Consider the following 20,645-nt stretch of genomic DNA (forward strand, 5'->3'; position numbering starts at 1 on the left):
TGTTCAGTTAGGGCGTGGCTGCAGGCGTTCGCGCAGCCATTGGGCAAAGTCGTCTTCGGACAAGTCACCGGAGGCGAGGCCGAACATGGTCAGCGTGGCGTCGGCCTGGCCTGTGACCAGGCGTTGCCCATTGAGCGCAACAAACAAACCGGTGACCAGAAAGGCTACCCGCTTGTTGCCATTCACAAAGGCATGGTTGCGAACCAGGCCGAATCCGTAAGCCGCCGCCAGCGCTGCCAGGTCCGGATCGCCGTCAGCAATCAGCTGGTGGGGTCGGGCCAATGTGACCTCCAACAGACCCTCGTCTCGCAAACCAGGACGACCACCGTGCTCGGCAAGACTTTCGTCGTGCAACAACTCCAGCGCCTTGCGGCTGACGAACCGCCAGTGTCCGATCATTTGGCCAGTTGATGAAAGGTGTCGCGGTAGTCGTGCATGAACTCACGCCCCAACGCCAGCTCCTCCTCGAGCGACGGGTTGTACGGCGACAGGTTGACCCCATGGGCCGCTTCGGTCACAAACACCGTGTCGCCCTTCTCGAGCTTGAGCCGCGCCAGCAATTCCTTGGGCAAGATCAGGCCCACGGAATTGCCGATTTGTGTCAGTTTGAGTGTCGTCATGGTGGCGCCTCGGTGCGTTGTAACGGTTGTTATATTAGCGGCATCCACCCTGCTCCGCAACGCCATGCCCGCCCCCACCGCCTCACACCTTGCGCGCCCTCTCACCTGGGACGTTTTTTGCCATGTTGTGGACAACCTGGGCGACATCGGCGTGAGCTGGCGCCTGTGCGCCGACCTGGCCGCGCGCGGGCAGACCGTGCGGTTGTGGATCGATGCGCCAGACGCCCTGCACTGGATGGCCCCGGGTGCACTGGAAGGCCGCATCGACGGCGTTCGGGTGTTGCACTGGACCGAGCCACTGGCGCCCGACTTGCTGACTCACCTCGTGCCGGCCGACGTCTGGTTGGAAACCTTCGGCTGCCGCCCGCCGCCCGAAGCCCAGGCGCACCGGGCTGGCGCCATCGCGGCAGGCGGCTCGGCGCCGGTGTGGATCAACCTTGAATACCTGAGCGCCGAAGCGTATGTGGAGCGCTCGCACCGCCTGCCCTCGCTGGTATCGAGCGGGCCCATGCGCGGCGTGGGCCAATGGTTTTTCTACCCGGGCTTCACCCAGGCCACCGGCGGCCTGCTGCGTGAGGCCGACCTGGCAGCGCGCCAGACCCGCTTCAACGCGGCCGCCTGGCTGGCGGCGCAGGGCCTGGTTCGCACCGAGCGGCCACGCGCCAGCCTGTTTTGCTACGAACCCACCAGCCTGCCAACAATGCTGCAACAGGCCGGGCAAGACCACCCCAGCGACTGGCTGGTCACCACAGGGCGCGCCGCAGAAGCCGTGGGCGCGGCCCAGGCCCAAGGCCTGGACACCGGGCGCATTGCCGTGCACCACCTGCCGCGCCTGACCCAACGCGACTACGACCACCTGCTCTGGGCATGCGACCTGAATTTCGTGCGCGGCGAAGACTCGCTGGTGCGCGCCCTCTGGGCCGGCAAACCGCTGGTGTGGCACATTTATCCGCAACACGACGACGCCCACCACGCCAAGCTCGAAGCATTTTTGGACTGGCTGCAAGCGCCCGATTCGCTGCGCGCGTTTCACCGCATCTGGAACGGCATCACCCCGGCGCACAGTGTGTGGCCGGGCTGGAACATGGTGGGCAGCTGGCGCCCCTGCGTGCTGGCTGCGCGCGCTCGGCTGCTGGCGCAGCCCGACCTCACCAGCCAGCTGCTCGAATTCGTGGCCGAAAAGCGATAAAATTCAAGGCTTTGCAGAAAAATGGAGCGCCATACCCCGGCGCCCGCTTTCTCACTGCCATCTGCTTAGCCGCACAGATCGCCCCCTATCAGCACAGTTCCCGGGTTTTTGCCCACGCAAGGAACACGCGGCCCAACTGTTGGAAACCTTATGAAAATCGCTCAAGAACTCCGCGCCGGCAACGTCATCATGCACGGCAAGGACCCGATGATCGTGCTGAAAACCGAATACGCCCGCGGCGGCCGCGGTGCAGCCACCGTGCGCCTGAAGCTCAAGGCTTTGTTGAACAACATGGCCACCGAAGTGGTGTGCCGCGCCGACGACAAGATGGACCAGATCATTCTGGACAAGAAGGAGTGCACCTACTCCTATTTCGCCGACCCCATGTACGTGTGCATGGACGCTGACTACAACCAGTACGAAGTCGAAGCCGAGAACATGGGTGACGCACTGAACTACCTGGAAGACGGCATGACCGTGGAAGTGGTGTTCTACGACGGCAAGGCCATCTCGGTCGAACTGCCCACCAGCGTCGAGCGCGTGGTGACCTGGACCGAACCCGCCGTCAAAGGCGACACGTCCGGCAAGGTGCTCAAGCCCGCCAAGATCGCCACCGGTTTTGAAGTGGCCGTGCCCCTGTTTGTGGCACAAGACGACAAGATTGAGATCGACACCCGCACGGGCGAATACCGCAAACGCGTCTGATCCGGTCGCAGTTTTGCTGCCGTCGGTTAAAAAGGCTCCCTTGGGAGCCTTTTTGCATTTTTTCGCCACCGATTCAGCAGGTACAGCTGCCTAGAACCCACAAGGACCCATCCATGGAAAACACCCAACACCTGACCGAACGCCGCTTGGCCGATGCCTGGGCCGAACTGCAAGCGCAGGCCAACAACGGCACGCAGTTGCAGCCCGACGCCTACCGCCTGGCCTTCGCCGACCCTGAGTTTTTGCTGCGCCGCGAAACACGCGGTCTGCGCTTTCAGCTGGAAATGCTCAAGCCCGACCTGGCTCAGCAAGACCTGGGCATTGAGAACACGATTGTGGTGTTTGGCAGCGCCCGATTTCGAGAAACCAGCGAAGCACAAGCCTTGCTGGACCAGGCGGAGGCTTCGGGCGATGTCCTGGCCATTGACCGTGCAAAGAAGCTGTTGCGCAATGCGCCTTACTACGACCAGGCGCGGGAATTTGCCCGCACCGTGGCGCGCTACAGCGCCCGTTGCGAGCAAGCGGGCGTGCCCGAAGACCGGCTGTTCATCTGCACGGGCGGTGGCCCAGGCATCATGGAAGCAGCCAACCGCGGCGCGCACGACGAGGGAGCGCTGAATGTGGGCCTGAACATCGCCCTGCCCCACGAGCAGTCGGCAAACCCGTACATCTCACCCGAGCTGAGCTTCAAGTTTCACTACTTTGCGCTGCGCAAAATGCATTTCATGATGCGGGCGAAGGCGCTGGTGGCCTTCCCCGGCGGCTTCGGCACGCTGGACGAACTGTTTGAGGTGATCACCCTGGTGCAGTGCAAGAAAGCCAAGCCAGTGCCCATCGTGCTGTTTGGCACCGACTACTGGAGGCGCTTGATCAACCTGGACCTGCTGGTTGAAGAAGGCACGATTTCGGAGGAAGACCTGAAGCTGTTTGTGTTTCTGGACGACCCGCATCTGGCCTGGGAACACATCATGAAGTTCTACGATCTGCCCCAGGTCTGACACCGCAACCCTGCGCCAGATCTCTCAGTCGCTCCAGCCACCGCCCAGCGCCTTGTACAACGCCACCTGGTTTTGCTGCTGGGCGAGGCGCGTCTGGGTCAGGCCCTGTTGGGTGGCAAACAAAGACCGCTGCGCATCCAGCACATCGAGAAAACTCGAAACACCGTTGCGGTAACGCAGCTCGGCCAGCCGAAAACGCTCGGCTTCGGCGTGGGCCTGGGCTTGCTGGGCGCGCAGTTGCTCGCCCAGGGTGGCTCGGCCAGCCAGCGCGTCGGCCACTTCGCGGAACGCGCTCTGAATGGCTTTTTCATACTGCGCCACCGCCACGGCACGGGCAGCTTGCGCGCCTTCCAGGCCCGCCTGGTTGCGCCCGGCATCAAAGATTGGCAGCAACGCCTGCGGCGACAAGGTGAAACCCCAAGAGCCGTCTTTGAACAGGCCTGAGAGATCGCCACTGACCGTGCCCACGCTGGCGGTGAGCGCGATGCGCGGGAAAAACGCCGCGCGGGCCGCGCCAATGCTGGCATTGGCTGCCACCAGTTGCTGCTCGGCCTGGCGAATGTCGGCCCGGCGGGTGAGCAGATCGGACGGTAGGCCTGCCGGCACGCTGCGAAACAGCGGCTGGGTGGTCACGTCACCTGCGGCGGCTGCCACCAGCGCTACGGGCAGCGCTTGCCCCGCCAACAACGTCAACGCGTTCAGGTCGAGCGCGCGCTGGCGGGTCTGCTGGGCCAGCGCCGCTTCGGCGGCGGCGGTGAGCGACTCGGCTTGGCGCAGGTCCAGCGCTGACGCGGCGCCGTTGTCAAAGCGCAGGCGGGTCAGCCGCAACGAGTCGCGGCGGGTGGCCAGCGTGCGTTGGGTCAGGCCCAGCAGTTCGTCGTTGGCCTGCAGGCTGAGCCAGGTGCTGGCCACCGCGGCCACCAGGCTGGTTTGGGCCGCATCGCGAGCGGCTTCGCTGGCGAGGTACTGCGCCAGCGCCGCTTCTTTCAGGCTGGCGATGCGGCCAAAAAAGTCGATCTCCCAGCTGCTCATGGCCAGGCCCACCTGGTAGCTGCTGTTGATGCCGCCACCGCTGGCCGGCTGGCGGTTGCCACTGGCGGCCAGGTTGAGGTTGGGCAGCTGGTCGGCCTGGCGAATCTGGTACTGGGCGCGCACCTGCTCGATGTTGAGCGTGGCCACGCGCAGGTCGCGGTTGTTTTGCAGTGCCAGCGCCACCAGCTCGCGCAGGCGGACATCGGCCACGAAGTCGGCCCACGCCAGCGGGCTTGCAGGTGCTGCGCCATCGGCGGCACCGGGCCAGTCGGCGGGTAACGGCGCGGCCGGCCGCTCGTAGACCGGCATCATGGAGCAACCTGCCAGCACGGCCGCGGCCACCAGCATCGCCCATGCGCCCAACGGGCGGGGGAGGTTCAGATTTTTGTTATCGGTCATCGCTATGCACTCCCATGTGGGCAGCTTGTTCAGCGTGCACGCGGTGCTGCCGCTCGCTGTCTTTGAAGAGGGTTCGCACCACCACGAAAAAGATGGGCACAAACACCACGGCCAGCACGGTGCCGGTCAGCATGCCGCCGATCACCCCGGTGCCAATGGCGCGCTGGCTGGCCGAACCCGCGCCACTGGCCAGCGCCAGCGGCAACACGCCCAGCGTGAACGCCATCGAGGTCATGACGATCGGGCGAAAGCGCAAGTGGGCCGCAGCCAGCGCCGCTTCCACTACGCCCTTGCCCTGGGCTTGCAGGTCTTTGGCGAACTCGATGATCAGAATCGCGTTTTTGGCCGACAACCCGATGATGGTGATCAGCCCGACCCGGAAATACACGTCGTTCGAATAACCGCGCAGCAGCGTGGCCAGCAGCACACCCAGCACGCCCAGCGGCACCACCAGAATGACCGCGAGCGGTATCGTCCAGCTCTCGTACAGCGCTGCGAGGCACAGGAACACCGCCAGAATCGCGAACGCATACAGGACGATGGCCTGCGAACCCGCCAGCTTTTCTTCGCGCGACTGACCGGTCCATTCGTAGCCAAAACCCTGCGGCAACTGGGCCGCCAGCTTTTCCATTTCGGCAATGGCTGCACCGGTGCTGAACCCGGGGGCGGCGCTACCGCTGATGCGCATGGACGGGTAGCCGTTGTAGCGCACGGTCTGCATGGGGCCCGTCACCCAGCGGGTGGTGGCAAAGGCCGACAGGGGAACGGCCTGGCCCCGGTTGTTCAGCACCGTCAGGCGCAGCAGGTCGTCGGGTTGCATGCGGGCAGGCGCGTCGGCTTGCACCACCACGCGCTGCAGGCGCCCGGCGTTGGGAAAGTCATTCACATAACTCGACCCGAGCGACGTACCGATGGCGCCGCTGATGGCGTCAAAACCCACACCGAGTGCATTGGCCTTGTCGCGGTCAATGTCCAGCTGCAACTGCGGCGCGTCTTCCAGGCCTTCGGGGCGCACCTGGGCCAGCACCTTGCTTTGCGACGCCAAGCCCAGCAACTGGCCGCGCGCAGCCACCAGCGCTTCGCGCCCCAGGCCGGCGCGGTCTTGCAGCCGGAAGCTGAAACCCGACGACGAACCCAGCTCGGGGATGGGCGGCGGACTGAGCGGGAAGATGAACGCGTCGCGGATACCGGCCAGGCCACCAAAGGCGCGGCCTGCCAGCGCCTGCGCCGAACTGCCCGGGCCGGTGCGCTCGGACCAGTCTTTCAGCGTGACGAAAGCCAGCGCAGCGTTTTGGCCCTGGCCCGAGAAGCTGAAGCCCAGCACGCTGACCATGCTCTGCACCTCGGGCTGCTTGAGCATGAAGCCTTCCACCTGCTGCATCACGTCCAGCGTACGCTCGCGGGTGGCACCCGGTGGCAGCTGCACGTTCACCAGCATCGTGCCCTGGTCTTCACCCGGCAGAAACGAGGTGGGCAGGCGCATGTAGACCACCACGGCGGCGGCCACGATGGCCAGATAAATGACCAGGGTGCGGCCCGCGCGGGGCAGCAGCTTGGCCACGCCACCTTCATAGCCTTTGGCGGTGCGCGCGAAGGCGCGGTTGAACCAGCCAAAAAAACCCTTTTTCTCGTGGTGGTGGCCGGCTTGCACCGGCTTCAGCAAGGTGGCGCACAGGGCCGGCGTGAGCGACAGTGCCATGAAGGCCGAGAACGCAATGGACACGCCCATGACGGTGGCGAACTGGCGGTAGATGTTGCCCACCGAGCCACTGAAAAACGCCAGCGGTACAAACACCGAAATCAGCACCACGGTGACGCCAATGATGGCGCCCGAGATCTGACCCATGGCTTTGCGCGTGGCCTGCACCGGTGGCAAGCCCTCCTCGCTCATGATGCGCTCGACGTTTTCCACCACCACAATGGCGTCGTCCACCACAATGCCGATCACCAGCACCATGCCAAACATGGTCAGCACGTTGATGGAAAAACCCAGCGCGAGCAGCACCGCGAACGTGCCCAACAAGGCCACCGGTACCACGATGGTGGGAATGATGGTGTACCGGAAGTTCTGCAAGAAAAGGAACATCACCAGGAACACCAGCAGCACGGCTTCGGCCAGCGTGACCACCACCTTTTCGATGGAAATCTTCACAAACCGCGAACTGTCGTACGGAATCGCCCAGCTCATGCCCTGAGGAAAGAAGCGCTCCAGCTCGGTCATCTTGGCGCGCACCGCATCGGCCGTGGCCAGCGCGTTGCCGCTGGGAGACAGCTGCACGCCGATACCGGTGGACGGTTTGCCATTGAGGCGGGCCGAGGTAGCGTAAGCCTGCGCACCCAGTTCGATACGGGCCACGTCTTTCAGCCGCACCTGTGAACCGTCGGCGTTGGCGCGCAGCACCACGTTGCCAAACTGCTCCACCGTGCCCAGCTGACCGTTGACCACCACGGTGGCCGCAATGCCCTGCCCCGCGACGTTGGGCAGTGCCCCGATTTCACCCGCCGACACCTGCGCGTTTTGCGCACGGATGGCGTTGGTCACGTCGGCCGCGCTCAGGTTGAAACCGAGCAGCTTGGTGGGGTCGATCCAGATGCGCATGGCGCGCTCGGTGCCAAACAGCTGGGCCTGGCCCACGCCGGGCAGGCGCTGCAGCTCGGGCAGCACGCTGCGCGAGGCGTAATCGCCCAGGGCCACGGGGTCCCAGGCCGGGTCGTCACTGGACAAAATAGCGAACAGCAAGAAGTTGCTGCGCGCCTTGTCCACCCGCACGCCCTGCTGCGTCACCGCCGAAGGCAGGCGCGGTGTGGCGCGTGACAGGCGGTTTTGCACATCCACCTGCGCCAGGTCGGCATTGGTGCCAGGCTCAAAACTCAGCGTGATCGCACCGGTGCCGTTGGCCTGGGCCACGGCTTCCATGTAGATCAGGCCCGGCGAGCCATTCATTTCCTGCTCGATCACGGACAACACGCTGTCTTCCAGCGTTTTGGCCGAAGCGCCTGGGTAGGACGCGTTGATAACGATGGCGGGCGGTGCCACCGGCGGGTATTGCGCAATGGGCAGCTGCGTGATGGACACCGCGCCCAGCACCATGATGAAGAGTGCGATCACCCATGCAAAGATGGGTCGGTCAATAAAGAATTTGGCCATACCGGGCGCTCCTTATGGGGCTGGCTTGGCCACAGGCGCTGCCGCACTGCCGGGTGCCACCCAAGGAACGGCTTTCACCGGAGCGCCACCACGCAGCTTCTGGAAGCCGTCCACCATCACCTGCTCGCCGGCTTGAAGACCGTCCAGAACGACCCACTGGCCGCCCTGCTGGCCACCCACCTTTACCGAGCGCGGGCTGACCTGGCCATCAGCACCCACCACCATCACCGAGTCGCCCTGGGCCGACCGCGTGACCGTCTGCTGCGGCAGGGTGAGCGCATTGCCGGCCGTGGCCTGCTCCAGGCGCACGCGCACATACAAGCCAGGCAACAGCGTGCCCGTGGGGTTGGGCACCTCGGCGCGCAACGTCACCTGGCCAGTGGTGGCGTCCACGGTCAGGTCGGAAAACAGCAAGCGGCCCGGGCGAGCGTATTCGCTGCCGTCGTCCAGCACCACCTTGACACGGGCTGCACCGGCGCCTGCGCCTTTGAGCTGACCACTTTCCAGCGCGCGCTTGAACTTCATGGCCTCGGCCGCCGACTGGGTGAAGTTGACGTACATCGGGTCCACCTGCTGGATCACGGCGAGTTGCGTGGCTTCGCCCTGCCCCACCAGTGCGCCTTCGGTCACCAGCGCCCGGCCAATGCGCCCCGAAATGGGCGCAGTTACGTTGGCGTAGTTCACGTTGATGCTGGCCGTCTGCACGGCAGCTTTGGCCACCGCCACATCGGCTTCAGCCGCTTTTTGGGCCGCCACTGCGTTGGCATATTCCTGCTGGCTGATGGCGTTTTCAGCCACCAACGGCTTGTAGCGCTCGGCCAGGGCTGTGGCCTGGGCCAGGTTGGCCTGTGCCCGCGCCTGGCTGGCCTGGGCGCTTTGCAGCGTGGCCTGGTAAGGAGCAGCGTCGATGCGAAACAGCGACTGACCCGCCTTCACGTCGCTGCCTTCACGGAACAGCCGCTGCTGCAAAATGCCCGCCGCCCGTGCACGCACCTGCGCCACGCGCGAGGCCTCCAGTCGGCCGGGCAGCTCGGTCACCAGTCCCACGTCGCCGGGGGACACGGTCACCACACCCACCTCGGCCGTCGGCATACCGCCCCCGGGTGCGCCCGGACCCGCCGGCGGTGCGCTTTTGCCGCATGCAGCCAGCAGTGTTAACGCCACCACCGCAACCGCAGAAAGACGCCACAGGGAATGTGCGCCTGCGCGCACGGTTGAAACGGAAGGCGCGTCGGCGGCCGACGCAATGGGGCTCAAGGCGGACATGGGATTCCTTGGACGGACAAAATGGGGGGGTGCACGCTGTGGGCAACGAGGGGAAACCATGTTTCACAAAACGCGAAGCTGCGCAGTATACATACATCCTTGAATGTATGTATAGTTCACGCTGTTCACCCGATGCCCACACAGGAGATAGACCATGGTTCGCCGCACCAAAGCCGACGCGCAGGCCACGCGCAGCAGCCTGCTGGATGCCGCCGAGCACCTGTTTCAGGCTCAGGGGGTCTCGCGCACGTCGCTCAACGACATCGCCACCGCCGCAGGCACCACGCGGGGCGCCATCTACTGGCACTTCAAGGACAAGGCCGATCTGTTCAACGCCATGATGGAACGCGTGTCGCTGCCGATCGAAGAAACCCTGGCCTGCAGCGCACGGTCCCACCAGGCGCAGCCCAACTCGCTGGGCGCTCTGCGCAATTCGCTGGTGAACGCACTCGAAAAAACCGCCCACGACGAGCAAACACGGCGGGTCTTTGAGGTCGCCACGCACAAAGTGGAATACGTGGCGGAGATGCAAGCGGTGCGCAACCGCCACCTGCTGGTGCGCAACACCTGCATGGCCATGACCCAGCAAGCCCTGGAACAGGCCTGCCTTCAAGCCCGTCTGGTGCTGCCCGTGCCGCTGCACAGCGCAGCGCTGGGGCTGCATGTGCTGGTGGATGGACTGATCCAGAACTGGCTGCTGGACCCGCAGGCCTTTGACTTGGTGGCCTGTGGTCAGCAGGCTATCGACACCTACCTGCGGGGGCTGGGTTTCAGCCTGGACGGCGCTCAGGCACAGCGCCTTCCGGCACCTGCGCTCGCGACGCCAGCTTAAGGTGCAGCGCCGCCTGGGCCATGAGGTTGGCCGACACCGGCGCCGTAACGAACACAAACAGCGTGATCAACAGCTCGGCAATGCCGGGACGACCCTGGCTGAAGGCCATGATCATGGAGGCGATCAGCACACCCCCCACACCCAGCGTGGATGCTTTGGTAGGCGCATGCAAACGCATGAAAAAGTCGGGCAATCGGGCCAGGCCAATGGCGCCGACCAGCAGGAAAAACGCGGAGACAACAATCAGCGCGGCAGCGGACCATTCGATCAGGGGATGCATGTTCACTCCTTCATTCCACCACGTCACCGCGGCTCAGGTAGCGCGCCAGCGCCACGGTGGAGGCAAAGCCCAACATGGCCACCAGCAAAGCGGCTTCGAACAGCAGCGCGGTGTTCCAGCGAATGCCCAGCAGCACGATCAGCGCCACGGCGTTCATGTAAAGCGTGTCCAGCGCGAGCAGGCGATCGGTCATTTCGGGCCCGCGCAGCAGGCGCCAGGCACACAACAACACGGCCACCGTGACAGCGCCAACGCCAATGTTCAGGGCAATATCCAGCACGTTCATGCGACTCTCCCGGAGGTGGCGCCCTGCCCTGCGTCTCGGGGCGTTTGACCAAATATGCGAAGCAACGGCGCTTCGTAACGCGTCTTCATGTCATCGATCATGGCCTGGGCATCGTCACAGGTCAGTGCGTGCACCAGGATTTCCCGACGCTGCTCATCCACCACGCAGGACACCGTGCCCGGCGTGGTGGTGATGATGGTGGCAAACAGCGCATTCACGCGCGGGTGGTCGCAGGCCAGCGGCACCGGCAGCCAGGCGGGCTGCATGCGGGGCAATGGGCCGAGCACCAACTTGGCCACCGTGATGTTGGACATGACGATGTCCTTGAGCACGACGGCGATCAACCGCGCCGCAGACCACCAGTCAATCCGGGCGTGTTCACCCAGGAAAGGGTGCAACAGGCGTGGCACGATCAGGGCAATCAACAAGGCCGACAGCAGGTGCACCACCGCCAGGCTGTGCGAGAGCGCGAGCCAGCTGGCGCCAAGCAGCAGCGATAGCAAGGGATGGCTCAACCAGCCAGGCTTGCGCCGGGGTGCTTGGGATGGCGAGGGGTTCGGGTTCATCGGGTCTCCTCGGTGCCTGGGGTGGTTTCAGCGGGCACGGCGGCGGGCGCGCGGGTGCCGTCGTAAGGCCGGGTGGTGGACGCGGGCGCGCCGTCGGTCACACCCAGCACAGCGCGGGCGTAGGCGGCCTGGTCGGCCAGCTGGCTGGCGGCTGCGTCGGTGTAGCGCTTCACGGGTGAAGCCAGCACCGCCATGGCCAGCGTGAGCGCCATGAAGGCCCACACGGCAGACAGCAGCTTCAGGCTGGAGCCCGAGCTGGGGTTGCCAGAGCCTTCGTCGGGCTGCACATGCCAGAACACAATGACGCCGGCTCGCGCCAAACCCACAATGGTGAAAAACCCCACCGTGAGCACCACCGTCCAGACCCAGGCCTGCGCGGGCAGGCCCGACGTGCTCTCCAGAATCATCAGCTTGCCCAGGAAGCCCGGCAACGGTGGCAGGCCAGCAGCCGACGCCGCACCAAAAATCATCATCAGCCCCAGCAACACCGGCTCTCGCACAGCCGCGGCGGGCCGCAACTTGTCCAGAGCGTCACCGCGCTGGGCGGCCATGAGCTCGACCAGCAGGAACAGGGCAGCGATCACCGCCGTGCTGTGCAGCGTGTAGTAAAGCGAAGCCGACAGGGTTTCGGTCGAATACAAACCCACACCCGCCAGGATGGTGCCCACCGAAGAAACGGTGAGGTACGCCACCAGCCGCCCCATGCTGTGCGCGGCCAGCGCGCCAAGGACCCCGAGCACGCTGGTGGTCAGGGCCAGCGGCAGCAGCCAGGCTTCGGCGGCAAAGGCAGCCTCACCGGCATCGGCACCAAAAATGCCCCAGTGCACGCGGATGATGCTATACACCCCCACTTTGGTCATGATCGCAAACAACGCCGCCACCGGCGCACTGGCCGACGCATAGGTGCCGGGCAGCCAGAAATACAGCGGTACCAGCGCCGCTTTAAGGCCAAACACCACCAGCAGAATCAACGCTGCGGCCCGCGCCAGCACCGCGTTTTCGCCCGTGAGCTGGCCCACGCGCAAGGCAACGTCGGTCATGTTGAGCGTGCCGGTCACGGCGTACACCAAGGCCAGCCCGATCAGAAACAACCCCGAAGCCGCGAGGTTGAGCACCACATAGTGCACACCCATGCGGAACCGCTCTCGCCCCTGGCCGTGCACCAGCAGCACATAGGAGGCGATCAGCAGCACCTCGAAAAACACAAACAGGTTGAACAAGTCACCCGTCAGGAAGGCGCCACACAGCCCCATCAGCTGGAACTGGAACAGTGCATGGAAGTGACGGCCCCGCGTGTCCCACCCGCCTGTGGCGTACCAGAGCACCGGAACGGCCACCAGGTAGGTCAGCAGCACCATGAGCGCCGAAAGACGGTCCAGCACCAGCACGATGCCAAACGGCGCGGGCCATTCGCCCAGCTGGTACACCAGCAGTTCGCCGCCGCTGGCATGGCGCACCAGGTTGATCGCCATGAACAGACCCAACAACATGGACGCCATGGCCAGCCTGCGGCCCCAGCGCTGGCGGCTGTTCGCCTCGCTGCCGCCGGTGCCAGCCGGATCGCCAAGCAACAACAAGGCCACGGCGGTGAACACCGGCAACAACACCGACAGCACGGGGGCGTGCTGCAGCCAGAAAGCAGAGATCACGTCAAACATCAGGACTGACCTCCGCGCTTGGCCGCTGGCACCGGGGCAGTCCCGCGGTAGCCTGGCGCGTGGCCAGGCTCGTGCCCGTCCACATGGTCGCTGCCGCTTTCGTGGCGGCTGCGCAGGGCCAGCTCGATCACAAAACCGGTGGTAGCAAAGCCGATCACGATGGCGGTGAGCACCAGTGCCTGCGGCAAAGGATCGGCCACCGGGCCCTCACCCACCAGAATGGGCTGCGCGTTGGACCACAGGCGGCCCATGGCAAAAATGAACACATTTACCGCGTAGCCAAACAGCGACAAGCCCAGCACCACCGGAAAGGTGCGACCGCGCAACATCAAGTAAATGGCACAAGCGGTGACAAAGCCAATGCCTGTGGCCAACAAAAATTCCATGCTCATGTGGGTTCCTCGGTGCGTCGCACGGCGGTGCAAGGGGACAGATGACAGACGATTGCGGCGTTCATGCTGCCGACTCCGGGTGGCGTTGGCTGGCGGGCTGAGCGCCTTCGCGGCTCACGGTGCCCAGCACCGAGATGGTCAGCAGCGTGGCGCCCACCACCACGAGGTAGACACCCAGGTCAAACAGCGCGGCAGACGCCAGTGGCAGGTCGCCCAGCAAGGGAACATGCGGGTGGCCGTGTGCACTGGTGAGGAACGGACGACCCCATACAAAGGCGCCCACACCGGTCAGCCCGGCAATGCCCAGACCGGCACCGATCCATTTCACGAAACGGCGCCCAGCCTGACCACGCAACAGCGACTCGGCCTTGGCCTGCCCCATGGACATGAACTGCAGCACCAGCGCCACGGCCGTGATCAGGCCGGCAATGAAGCCACCGCCCGGGAGGTTGTGGCCGCGCATGAAGATGTAGATGGTGAACACCAGCGCCACCGGCAGCACCACCGCAGCCGCCACGCGCAGCAGCAAGGGTTGCTCGGCAAAGGTCCAACTGCGGCCATCGGTGTCGGCCAGGGGGCGGCGCGTGCGCATGCCCTCCATCAACGCCAGCACGCCAATGGCGGCAATACCGAGCACGGTGATTTCACCGAACGTGTCGTAACCCCGGAAGTCCACCAGGATCACGTTGACGACGTTGGTGCCACCCCCCACCGGCATGGACTTTTCAAGGAAATACCAGGAAATGGAATCGTGGTCGCGGGTCAGCAGCACCCAGGCCAGCCACGACATGCCCGCACCACCGGCCAGCGCCAGCGCGCCGTCGCGCACGCGGCGCAGGCTGCTGGACTCGCGCGGCGAGTGCTGGGGCAGCAGAGCCAGGCCCATGAGCAGCAGCACGGTAGACACCACCTCCACCGACAACTGGGTCAGCGCCAGATCGGGTGCCGACAGGCTCACAAACGTCAGCGAGGTGACCAGTCCCACCACGCCCACCAGCACCACCGACTGAAAGCGCAAATGGTGCGTCACCACCAGCGCCACGGTGGTGGCCGCCAGCAGCAACCAGATGGCGATGGCCAGGGGCGAAGCTGGCAACAGCTCGCGCGGGCCGGTGCCCATGGCGTTGCCACTGCCGAGCACGGTGACCGCCACCACGGCGATGGCGGCACCGACCGTCCAGGCTAGGTAATGCTGCAAGGAGCCGCTTTCCAGTCGCAGCGAAATGCGCCCGGCCAGGGAAAACAGGCCATCGATCAAACCGTCAAACATCTGCCGCCCGGTGGCCGGGCCAAACCAGGCCTCGGACTCGATGCGGTGCAGCCGCTTGCTCTTGGCCAACAGCAGGTAAAGCCCCACGCCCGCCACGAGGGCAATGGCACTCATGAGCAGCGGCAAATTGAAACCGTGCCAGATGGACAGGTGGTATTCGGGCAGCGGTTTGCCGGCCAGGGCCGTGGCCGCCACATCGACCAGCGGACCGAAGGTGATGGCGGGGAGCAGACCCACGGCGATGCACATGGCCACCAACAGCATGGCCGGCAGCTTCATGCCCAGCGGTGGCTCATGGGGGTGCGTGTTCGGCACATCGCCCAGCGGGCCGTTGAAATACGTGTCGTGCACAAAGCGCAGCGAATACGCCACGCTGCAAATACCAGCCAACGTCACCAGCGCCGGTACCACCCAGGCCCAGACGCCCGCTGTGCCCACCACCGCTTCTGTGAAGAACATCTCTTTGGACAGGAACCCGTTCGTGAGCGGTACACCGGCCATGGACGCGGCCGCGACCATGGACAAAGTGGCCGTCCATGGCATCAACGCCCAAAGGCCCCCCAGTTTGCGCATGTCGCGGCTGTGGGTTTCGTGGTCCACGATCCCGGCGATCATGAACAGCGAGGCCTTGAAGGTCGCGTGGTTCAGCACATGGAACACCGCCGCCACGGCGGCCAGCGGCGAACCCAGTCCGACCAGGAAGGTGATGAGACCAAGGTGGCTCACGGTGGAATACGCGAGCAGGCCTTTGAGGTCGTGCTTGAAGATGGCGATGAAGGCCGCAAACAGCACCGTGATCAGGCCCACGGTGGTCACGATCACCTCAAACCAGCCCGAACCCGCCAGCACCGGGTACATGCGCATGAGCAGGAAAACGCCCGCTTTCACCATGGTGGCCGAGTGCAGATAGGCCGAGACGGGCGTGGGGGCGGCCATGGCATCGGGCAGCCAGAAATGGAACGGAAACTGCGCGCTCTTGGTGAAGGCGCCAATCAGGATCAGCAGCAAGGCGGGCACAAACATCGGATCGGCCTGGATAGCGGCCACGTTGCCCAGCATGGCGCTGAGTTCGTAGGTACCGGCGATCTGACCCAGCAGCACAAAGCCACCGAGCATGGCCAGGCCACCGCCACCGGTCACGGCCAGCGCTTGGCGGGCACCGGCGCGGGCATCGGCCCGGTGGCTCCAGTAGCCCACCAGCAAGAAAGACGACAGGCTGGTGAGCTCCCAGAACACCACCAGCAGCAGCAAGTTGTCTGACAGCACCACGCCGAGCATGGCCGCCATGAACAGCATCATCTCGCTGTAGAACTTGCCCACCGAGTCTTTGGGGCTTAGGTAGAAATGCGCGTAGATGACGATCATCAACCCGATGAACAGGATCAGGCCGGCGAACATCATGGACAGACCGTCGAGCCTGAAAGTGAGGTTCAGGCCGATCTCGGGCACCCAGGCCCAGGCGTTCATGATGACGTCGCCCGCCATCACCGCTGGCGCCTGGCTCAGCAGCAGGCCCAGACTTGTCGCGGTCACCGCCCCCGCAGCCAGGGCAGTGAGCAGACGCGATCTCGGTCCGAGCCAAAAAGTGGCGGCGGTTCCCAGCAAGAGAGGAAGTAAAACGATGAGTAACAGCACGGCTCTTCTTTCAAGTTGGGTCTGGATTCTAAAAGGTGCGGGACGCGGTGCCGTTCATGCCCTGAAATGGATGCCTGTATATTGCTGACGCATCGTCAGGAAGAACCTGCTGTTTCGGTGCGCATCGTCCAGGCCAGGCGCGAACCCAGCCCCACCACGGAACCCACCACCCAGAACACGCCCGCCACGCCCACCACCACGCCCGCCGAGCCAAACAGCAAGGGCATGACCACGCTGGACCCGTTGATGGCCATGGCCCGCAAACCGAGCGCTTCGCCATGCCGGTGCCGGGGCGTAATCTGGTGCAGCGTGCTCATGATCATGGGCTGCACCGAACCCAGCGCCAGCCCCAGCAGCACCGACAGCACACCCATGGCCCAGGCCGCCTGCACCAGCGGGTACACCGCAAACAGCAGCGCGGTGGACACCATCGCTGTGCCGATCACCACCGACTCGCGCAGGTGCGCCGCCAGCCACGGCATGGCCAGGCGAATCGCGGTGGCCGCCAGCGCAAAGGCGCCCAGGATAGCGCCGATCACCGTGGCGCTCAGGTCGCGCTCGTGGCCGATCACCGGCACCAGAAAGGTGTGCACGTCCCAGCACGAAGACAGCATCCAGTTGATCAGCATGAGGCGGCGAAAACCCGCGTCGCGCAGCAGGTTCCACGACGAACCGCTGGCGTTGCGGTGCTCGGGCGCCACCGGCGCCAACTCAACCGTGCCACGCGCCCAGAACCAGGCCAGCGAAGGCAGCAGGGCCAGCAGCAGGAAAGCGGCCCGAAAGCCATAGGCGTCAATCAGCAGGCCAGCGGCAAAGGGGCCGATGAAATTGGAAATGGACGGGCCGATGGCCATCCAGCTGAACACCTGCTTGAGCTCGGTCGGGTTGCTCGCCAGGCGCCCCACATGGCGCTGCAGCGCAATCATGGCCAGGCCGGTAGCCGCACCACAGGTGAGCGCGGTGATGCACAACACGCCAAACACCGGGAACGCCACCGCCAGCGCCGCGCCAGCGGTGGCCGTCCCCACAGCCAGCACCACCGGCTTTTTCAGCCCGCGACGGTCCGCGTAGCGCCCAGCCGGCAAAGCCAGGAACACCTGCGCCAGCGCAAACAAGGCCAGCAACATGCCCACCGCCACCGGGCTGTAGCCCTCGCGCAGCGCCATGAGCGGTGCGGCCATGCGAAACCCGGTCATACAGGCGTGCAGGCTGATCTGGGCTGCAATCAGCCGCGACAAGCCAGCGCGCAGCGTGGGGTTCACGCTTCGGTGGCTTCAGAAGGGTCGAGCGGCAGCAGTGCACTCGCCTTGTCCTGCGGCAGCGCTTCCACGGCTTTGAGCGCACGGCCCATGGCACGGCTGCGGGTTTCAGCGGCATCGAGCGTGTTCAGCACGGTCTGGGTCTGGTTTTTCACCTTGGCCAGCACGTCGCCAAATTTGCCAAACTCGGTCTTCACCGCCCCCAGTACCTGCCAGACCTCGCTGCTGCGCTTTTCCAGCGCCAGCGTGCGAAAGCCCATTTGCAGCGAATTGAGCATGGCCATGAGCGTGGTGGGCCCGGCCAGTGTGACGCGGTAATCGCGCTGCAGCACTTCCATGAGGCCTGGGCGGCGCAACACCTCAGCGTACAGGCCTTCGGTGGGCAGGAACAGAATGGCGAAGTCGGTGGTGTGGGGTGGCTCCAGGTACTTGTCGGCCATGCTCTTGGCTTCGAGCTTGATGCGCTGCTCCAGCCCGCGGGCCGCCAGCTCGGCACCCTCGGCGTCGGCGCGCTGCTGTGCGTCCAGCAGGCGCTCATAGTCTTCGTTGGGAAACTTCGCGTCAATGGGCAGCCAGCACGGCGCTCCATCGTCGCCTCGGCCCGGCAGTTTGATGGCGAAGTCCACCACGTTGCGGCTGCCGGGCTTGGTGGAGACCTGGGTGGCGTACTGGTCGGGCGCCAACACTTGCTCCAGCAGCGCAGCCAGTTGCGCCTCGCCAAACATGCCGCGTGTTTTCACGTTGGTTAGCAGGTGTTTGAGGTCGCCCACGCCCTGGGCCAGCGTCTGCATTTCGCCCAGGCCTTTGTGCACCTGTTCCAGCCGGTCGGCTACTTGTTTGAAGCTTTCACCCAGGCGCGCTTGCAGCGTGCTCTGCAGTTTTTCGTCCACGGTGGCGCGCATTTCGTCGAGCTTGGCCGCGTTGCTCTGTTGCAGCTGGGCCAGTTGGCCATCGAGCGTGGTGCGTATTTCAGCCAGGCGGCGGGCGTTGCCCTCGCTCATGTCCTGCAATTGGCGGGTGAGTGTGTCGCCCAGCGTGCCGCGCAGCTGCACCAGCTGCTGGGCAAAGGCGTCAATCTGGGCGTTTTGCGTGCGCGTGGCTTCGGCGGCCTGGCTGTTCAGGGCCAGGCCCAGCGCCTGCAGCTGCGTGGTGAGCGTGTCACCCAGCGTGCCCCGCAACTGCAGCAGCTGCTGGGCAAAAGCGTCAAGCTGGGTGTTTTGCGTGCGGGTGGCTTCGGCGTCTTGCCGGGTCAGCGTTTCCTGGAAGGTGGCCAGCGTCTGCTGAATTTCCTGGCGCCCGCCCCGGGCGTTTTCGGCTATTTCGCGGCGCAGTTCACTTTCAACCCGCTCCACCCGCTGGCCCATTTGCTGGCTTTGCTGCTGCAGCAGGGCCAGCAGCTGCTGGCGGTGAGCCACTTCGTCGGTATCCACCGGGCGGCGGCGCAGCAGCAACCACAGGCCCAGCAACAGGTTCAACACCACCAGCACCAGCAGTGCCCACACCAGCCATTGGTTTGTCATGGGCGCGGCTCTTTCGATAGCACGTTGGGGTTCAAGGGGGTCAGGGGTTGGCCCTGGGTCAAGAAGGCAATCACGTTGTCAGCAGCCAGGTTGGCCATGGCTTTGCGGGTGGTGATGGTGGCGCTGGCAATGTGCGGCGTGAGCACCACGTTGGGCACGCTCAGCAGATCGGGGTGTACCTGGGGTTCGCCTTCAAACACATCCAGCCCAGCCGCCGCAATACGCCGCTCGCGCAGCGCCACAGCCAGTGCCGCGTCGTCCACAATGCCACCGCGCGCGATATTAATCAGCGTGGCGGTGGGTTTCATCTGCGCCAACTCGGCCGCACCTATGGCGTGGTGCGACTCGGCGCTGTAGGGCAGCACCAGCACCAAGTGGTCGGCCTGCTGTAGCAGCTCGGACTTGCTCACGTAGGTGGCCTGGCACGCGGCCTCGCTGGTGGCATCGAGCCGCGAGCGGTTGTGATAAATAACGTTCATGCCAAAGCCATGCGCCCCGCGCCGGGCAATACCTTGGCCGATGCGGCCCATGCCCAGAATGCCCAGCGTGCTGCCATGGACCTCGGCGCCAGCAAACATGTCCAGTGCCCACTTGGTCCACAAGCCAGCGCGCAAATAGTGCTCGCTCTCGGTCACGCGCCGCGCCGTGGCCATGAGCAAGGCAAAGCCGAAATCAGCGGTGGTTTCGGTCAACACGTCGGGCGTGTTGGTGCCCAGCACGCCGGCCGCTGTCAGGGCCGGCATGTCAAAGTTGTTGTAACCCACCGCAATGTTCGCCACCACCTTGAGCTGCGGGCAAGCTGCGAGCAGCTCAGCATCCACGCGTTCGCTGCCGGTGGTGAGCACACCCACCTTGCCCTGCAGACGCTCAGCCAGTTGCTGGGGCGTGAACGGCGCGTCGGTGTCATTGGTTTCGACGTCGAAATGCACGCGCAGGCGCTCGATCACGTCGGGAAAGATGGCGCGGGCCACCAAAATGGAGGGGCGTTCGCTCATGTGAAATGCTCCGGCAAAAATGTCTTGCCCGCAACCGGCGGGCGATCCAAGACGGTGAAGGTCAACCGCGCAGCACCGACCGCGTAAGCGGACGAGAGCGCCCCGCAGCGGCGCTCAGACACAACCACCACCGGAGCGCATGCACCAGCCCAGCAACCACCGTGGAACCGCTTTTGCCGGGCCACAGGTGGTGTCCCCCTGGGGGGACGCCGCGAAGCGGCGCAGGGGGGTGGTTAGACCGCCAGCAGGTCCACTTCAAACAACAGCGTCGCGTTGGGCGGAATCACGCCGCCAGCGCCGCGCGCACCATAGCCTAGAGCGGCCGGTATCACCAGACGGCGCGTGCCACCCACGGCCATACCCTGAACGCCTTCATCCCAGCCTTTGATGACCTGACCGCCGCCGAGGTGGAATTCAAACGGCTGACCGCGGTCTTTGCTCGAATCAAACTTGGCGCCCTGGGTGCCGTTGTTGAACAGCCAGCCGGTGTAGTGCACCTGCACGGGGCCGCCAGCCTGGGCAATTTCGCCATTGCCAACCACGGTGTCTTCGTATTGCAGGCCGCTGGGGGTGGTGATCATGAAGGTTTCCTTGA

Annotated in this window: 19 protein-coding genes; 4 read left to right on the plus strand and 15 right to left on the minus strand. The window is 64.9% G+C overall.

The features are described 5' to 3' along the window. Positions 1-3: 3 nt before the first annotated feature. Together ACTG4K_RS06515 and ACTG4K_RS06520 are read right to left on the minus strand one after the other, a co-directional pair. Positions 4-399: a type II toxin-antitoxin system death-on-curing family toxin gene (locus ACTG4K_RS06515; RefSeq protein WP_439113377.1), complete on the minus strand. Its 396-nt coding sequence runs from the start codon at positions 397-399 to the stop codon at positions 4-6. Then, positions 396-620: an AbrB/MazE/SpoVT family DNA-binding domain-containing protein gene (locus ACTG4K_RS06520; protein WP_439113378.1), complete on the minus strand. Its 225-nt coding sequence runs from the start codon at positions 618-620 to the stop codon at positions 396-398. The genes ACTG4K_RS06515 and ACTG4K_RS06520 overlap by 4 nt, the downstream gene beginning before the upstream one ends. A gap of 64 nt (positions 621-684) precedes the next feature. Between ACTG4K_RS06520 and earP the strand changes: the two genes are divergently transcribed. The 3 genes from earP to ACTG4K_RS06535 all read left to right on the plus strand — a co-directional run bounded on the left by earP (position 685) and on the right by ACTG4K_RS06535 (position 3,512). Then, positions 685-1,809: an elongation factor P maturation arginine rhamnosyltransferase EarP gene (earP, locus tag ACTG4K_RS06525; protein ID WP_439113379.1), complete on the plus strand. Its 1,125-nt coding sequence runs from the start codon at positions 685-687 to the stop codon at positions 1,807-1,809. A 150-nt stretch (positions 1,810-1,959) separates the two neighbouring features. Next, a complete protein-coding gene (gene efp / locus ACTG4K_RS06530; RefSeq protein WP_304830694.1) occupies positions 1,960-2,514 on the plus strand; it encodes an elongation factor P in 555 nt (184 codons plus the stop codon). Positions 2,515-2,627: 113 nt separating this feature from the next. Continuing rightward, the gene (locus ACTG4K_RS06535; protein WP_439113380.1) at positions 2,628-3,512 is read left to right on the plus strand and encodes a TIGR00730 family Rossman fold protein; all 885 of its coding nucleotides are present in this window, start codon (positions 2,628-2,630) and stop codon (positions 3,510-3,512) included. A gap of 24 nt (positions 3,513-3,536) precedes the next feature. Here ACTG4K_RS06535 and ACTG4K_RS06540 read toward each other — a convergent pair whose 3' ends face one another. From ACTG4K_RS06540 to ACTG4K_RS06550, 3 genes are read right to left on the minus strand one after another with little or no spacing between them, the layout of a single operon-like run. Next, complete coding sequence (locus ACTG4K_RS06540) at positions 3,537-4,943, minus strand: efflux transporter outer membrane subunit (RefSeq protein WP_439113381.1); 1,407 nt, start codon at positions 4,941-4,943, stop codon at positions 3,537-3,539. Then, a complete protein-coding gene (locus ACTG4K_RS06545) occupies positions 4,933-8,091 on the minus strand; it encodes an efflux RND transporter permease subunit (protein ID WP_439113382.1) in 3,159 nt (1,052 codons plus the stop codon). Before ACTG4K_RS06545 ends, ACTG4K_RS06540 begins: the two co-directional genes overlap by 11 nt. Before the next feature lie 12 nt (positions 8,092-8,103). Next, positions 8,104-9,357 (minus strand): efflux RND transporter periplasmic adaptor subunit, encoded by a 1,254-nt coding sequence (locus tag ACTG4K_RS06550; RefSeq protein ID WP_439113383.1) that lies wholly within the window; start codon positions 9,355-9,357, stop codon positions 8,104-8,106. A gap of 154 nt (positions 9,358-9,511) precedes the next feature. On the opposite strand from ACTG4K_RS06550, the gene ACTG4K_RS06555 reads away from it, so the two are divergent. Then, entirely contained in the window at positions 9,512-10,189 is a 678-nt protein-coding gene (locus ACTG4K_RS06555) for a TetR family transcriptional regulator (protein WP_439113384.1), read from the plus strand. Here ACTG4K_RS06555 and ACTG4K_RS06560 read toward each other — a convergent pair. The 10 genes from ACTG4K_RS06560 to ACTG4K_RS06605 form a co-directional block, all read right to left on the minus strand. Then, positions 10,128-10,469, minus strand: a complete 342-nt coding sequence (locus tag ACTG4K_RS06560) for a Na+/H+ antiporter subunit G (protein WP_439113385.1) — start codon at positions 10,467-10,469, stop codon at positions 10,128-10,130. The genes ACTG4K_RS06555 and ACTG4K_RS06560 overlap by 62 nt on opposite strands. Positions 10,470-10,479: 10 nt before the next feature. Continuing rightward, the gene (locus tag ACTG4K_RS06565; protein ID WP_439113386.1) at positions 10,480-10,755 is read right to left on the minus strand and encodes a K+/H+ antiporter subunit F; all 276 of its coding nucleotides are present in this window, start codon (positions 10,753-10,755) and stop codon (positions 10,480-10,482) included. After that, a complete protein-coding gene (locus ACTG4K_RS06570) occupies positions 10,752-11,321 on the minus strand; it encodes a Na+/H+ antiporter subunit E (protein WP_439113387.1) in 570 nt (189 codons plus the stop codon). The genes ACTG4K_RS06565 and ACTG4K_RS06570 overlap by 4 nt, the downstream gene beginning before the upstream one ends. Further along, a complete protein-coding gene (locus tag ACTG4K_RS06575) occupies positions 11,318-12,979 on the minus strand; it encodes a monovalent cation/H+ antiporter subunit D (protein WP_439113388.1) in 1,662 nt (553 codons plus the stop codon). Before ACTG4K_RS06575 ends, ACTG4K_RS06570 begins: the two co-directional genes overlap by 4 nt. Continuing rightward, entirely contained in the window at positions 12,979-13,365 is a 387-nt protein-coding gene (locus ACTG4K_RS06580; RefSeq protein WP_439113584.1) for a Na+/H+ antiporter subunit C, read from the minus strand. Before ACTG4K_RS06580 ends, ACTG4K_RS06575 begins: the two co-directional genes overlap by 1 nt. Before the next feature lie 67 nt (positions 13,366-13,432). Continuing rightward, on the minus strand, positions 13,433-16,276 hold the full coding sequence (locus tag ACTG4K_RS06585; RefSeq protein WP_439113389.1) for a monovalent cation/H+ antiporter subunit A: 2,844 nt from the start codon (positions 16,274-16,276) through the stop codon (positions 13,433-13,435). Positions 16,277-16,371: 95 nt separating this feature from the next. Next, a complete protein-coding gene (locus tag ACTG4K_RS06590; protein WP_439113585.1) occupies positions 16,372-17,526 on the minus strand; it encodes an MFS transporter in 1,155 nt (384 codons plus the stop codon). Positions 17,527-17,534: 8 nt separating this feature from the next. Then, positions 17,535-18,899: a DNA recombination protein RmuC gene (rmuC, locus tag ACTG4K_RS06595; protein WP_439113586.1), complete on the minus strand. Its 1,365-nt coding sequence runs from the start codon at positions 18,897-18,899 to the stop codon at positions 17,535-17,537. 152 nt (positions 18,900-19,051) lie between these two features. Continuing rightward, on the minus strand, positions 19,052-20,050 hold the full coding sequence (locus ACTG4K_RS06600) for a 2-hydroxyacid dehydrogenase (protein WP_439113390.1): 999 nt from the start codon (positions 20,048-20,050) through the stop codon (positions 19,052-19,054). A 233-nt stretch (positions 20,051-20,283) separates the two neighbouring features. After that, positions 20,284-20,631 (minus strand): FKBP-type peptidyl-prolyl cis-trans isomerase, encoded by a 348-nt coding sequence (locus ACTG4K_RS06605; RefSeq protein WP_439113391.1) that lies wholly within the window; start codon positions 20,629-20,631, stop codon positions 20,284-20,286. Positions 20,632-20,645 lie beyond the last annotated feature (14 nt).

It is taken from the genome of Hydrogenophaga sp. (genome assembly GCF_965657535.1).
Lineage (GTDB): Bacteria > Pseudomonadota > Gammaproteobacteria > Burkholderiales > Burkholderiaceae_C > Hydrogenophaga.

What these genes read in the sequence shown, in the direction of transcription:
- ACTG4K_RS06515 (WP_439113377.1), bottom strand. Translation starts at nt 399, where the DNA reads ATGATCGGACACTGGCGGTTCGTCAGCCGCAAGGCGCTGGAGTTGTTG.
- ACTG4K_RS06520 (WP_439113378.1), bottom strand. Translation starts at nt 620, where the DNA reads ATGACGACACTCAAACTGACACAAATCGGCAATTCCGTGGGCCTGATC.
- earP (WP_439113379.1), top strand. Translation starts at nt 685, where the DNA reads ATGCCCGCCCCCACCGCCTCACACCTTGCGCGCCCTCTCACCTGGGAC.
- efp (WP_304830694.1), top strand. Translation starts at nt 1,960, where the DNA reads ATGAAAATCGCTCAAGAACTCCGCGCCGGCAACGTCATCATGCACGGC.
- ACTG4K_RS06535 (WP_439113380.1), top strand. Translation starts at nt 2,628, where the DNA reads ATGGAAAACACCCAACACCTGACCGAACGCCGCTTGGCCGATGCCTGG.
- ACTG4K_RS06540 (WP_439113381.1), bottom strand. Translation starts at nt 4,943, where the DNA reads ATGACCGATAACAAAAATCTGAACCTCCCCCGCCCGTTGGGCGCATGG.
- ACTG4K_RS06545 (WP_439113382.1), bottom strand. Translation starts at nt 8,091, where the DNA reads ATGGCCAAATTCTTTATTGACCGACCCATCTTTGCATGGGTGATCGCA.
- ACTG4K_RS06550 (WP_439113383.1), bottom strand. Translation starts at nt 9,357, where the DNA reads ATGTCCGCCTTGAGCCCCATTGCGTCGGCCGCCGACGCGCCTTCCGTT.
- ACTG4K_RS06555 (WP_439113384.1), top strand. Translation starts at nt 9,512, where the DNA reads ATGGTTCGCCGCACCAAAGCCGACGCGCAGGCCACGCGCAGCAGCCTG.
- ACTG4K_RS06560 (WP_439113385.1), bottom strand. Translation starts at nt 10,469, where the DNA reads ATGCATCCCCTGATCGAATGGTCCGCTGCCGCGCTGATTGTTGTCTCC.
- ACTG4K_RS06565 (WP_439113386.1), bottom strand. Translation starts at nt 10,755, where the DNA reads ATGAACGTGCTGGATATTGCCCTGAACATTGGCGTTGGCGCTGTCACG.
- ACTG4K_RS06570 (WP_439113387.1), bottom strand. Translation starts at nt 11,321, where the DNA reads ATGAACCCGAACCCCTCGCCATCCCAAGCACCCCGGCGCAAGCCTGGC.
- ACTG4K_RS06575 (WP_439113388.1), bottom strand. Translation starts at nt 12,979, where the DNA reads ATGTTTGACGTGATCTCTGCTTTCTGGCTGCAGCACGCCCCCGTGCTG.
- ACTG4K_RS06580 (WP_439113584.1), bottom strand. Translation starts at nt 13,365, where the DNA reads ATGGAATTTTTGTTGGCCACAGGCATTGGCTTTGTCACCGCTTGTGCC.
- rmuC (WP_439113586.1), bottom strand. Translation starts at nt 18,899, where the DNA reads ATGGGCCAGCGGGTGGAGCGGGTTGAAAGTGAACTGCGCCGCGAAATA.
- ACTG4K_RS06600 (WP_439113390.1), bottom strand. Translation starts at nt 20,050, where the DNA reads ATGAGCGAACGCCCCTCCATTTTGGTGGCCCGCGCCATCTTTCCCGAC.
- ACTG4K_RS06605 (WP_439113391.1), bottom strand. Translation starts at nt 20,631, where the DNA reads ATGATCACCACCCCCAGCGGCCTGCAATACGAAGACACCGTGGTTGGC.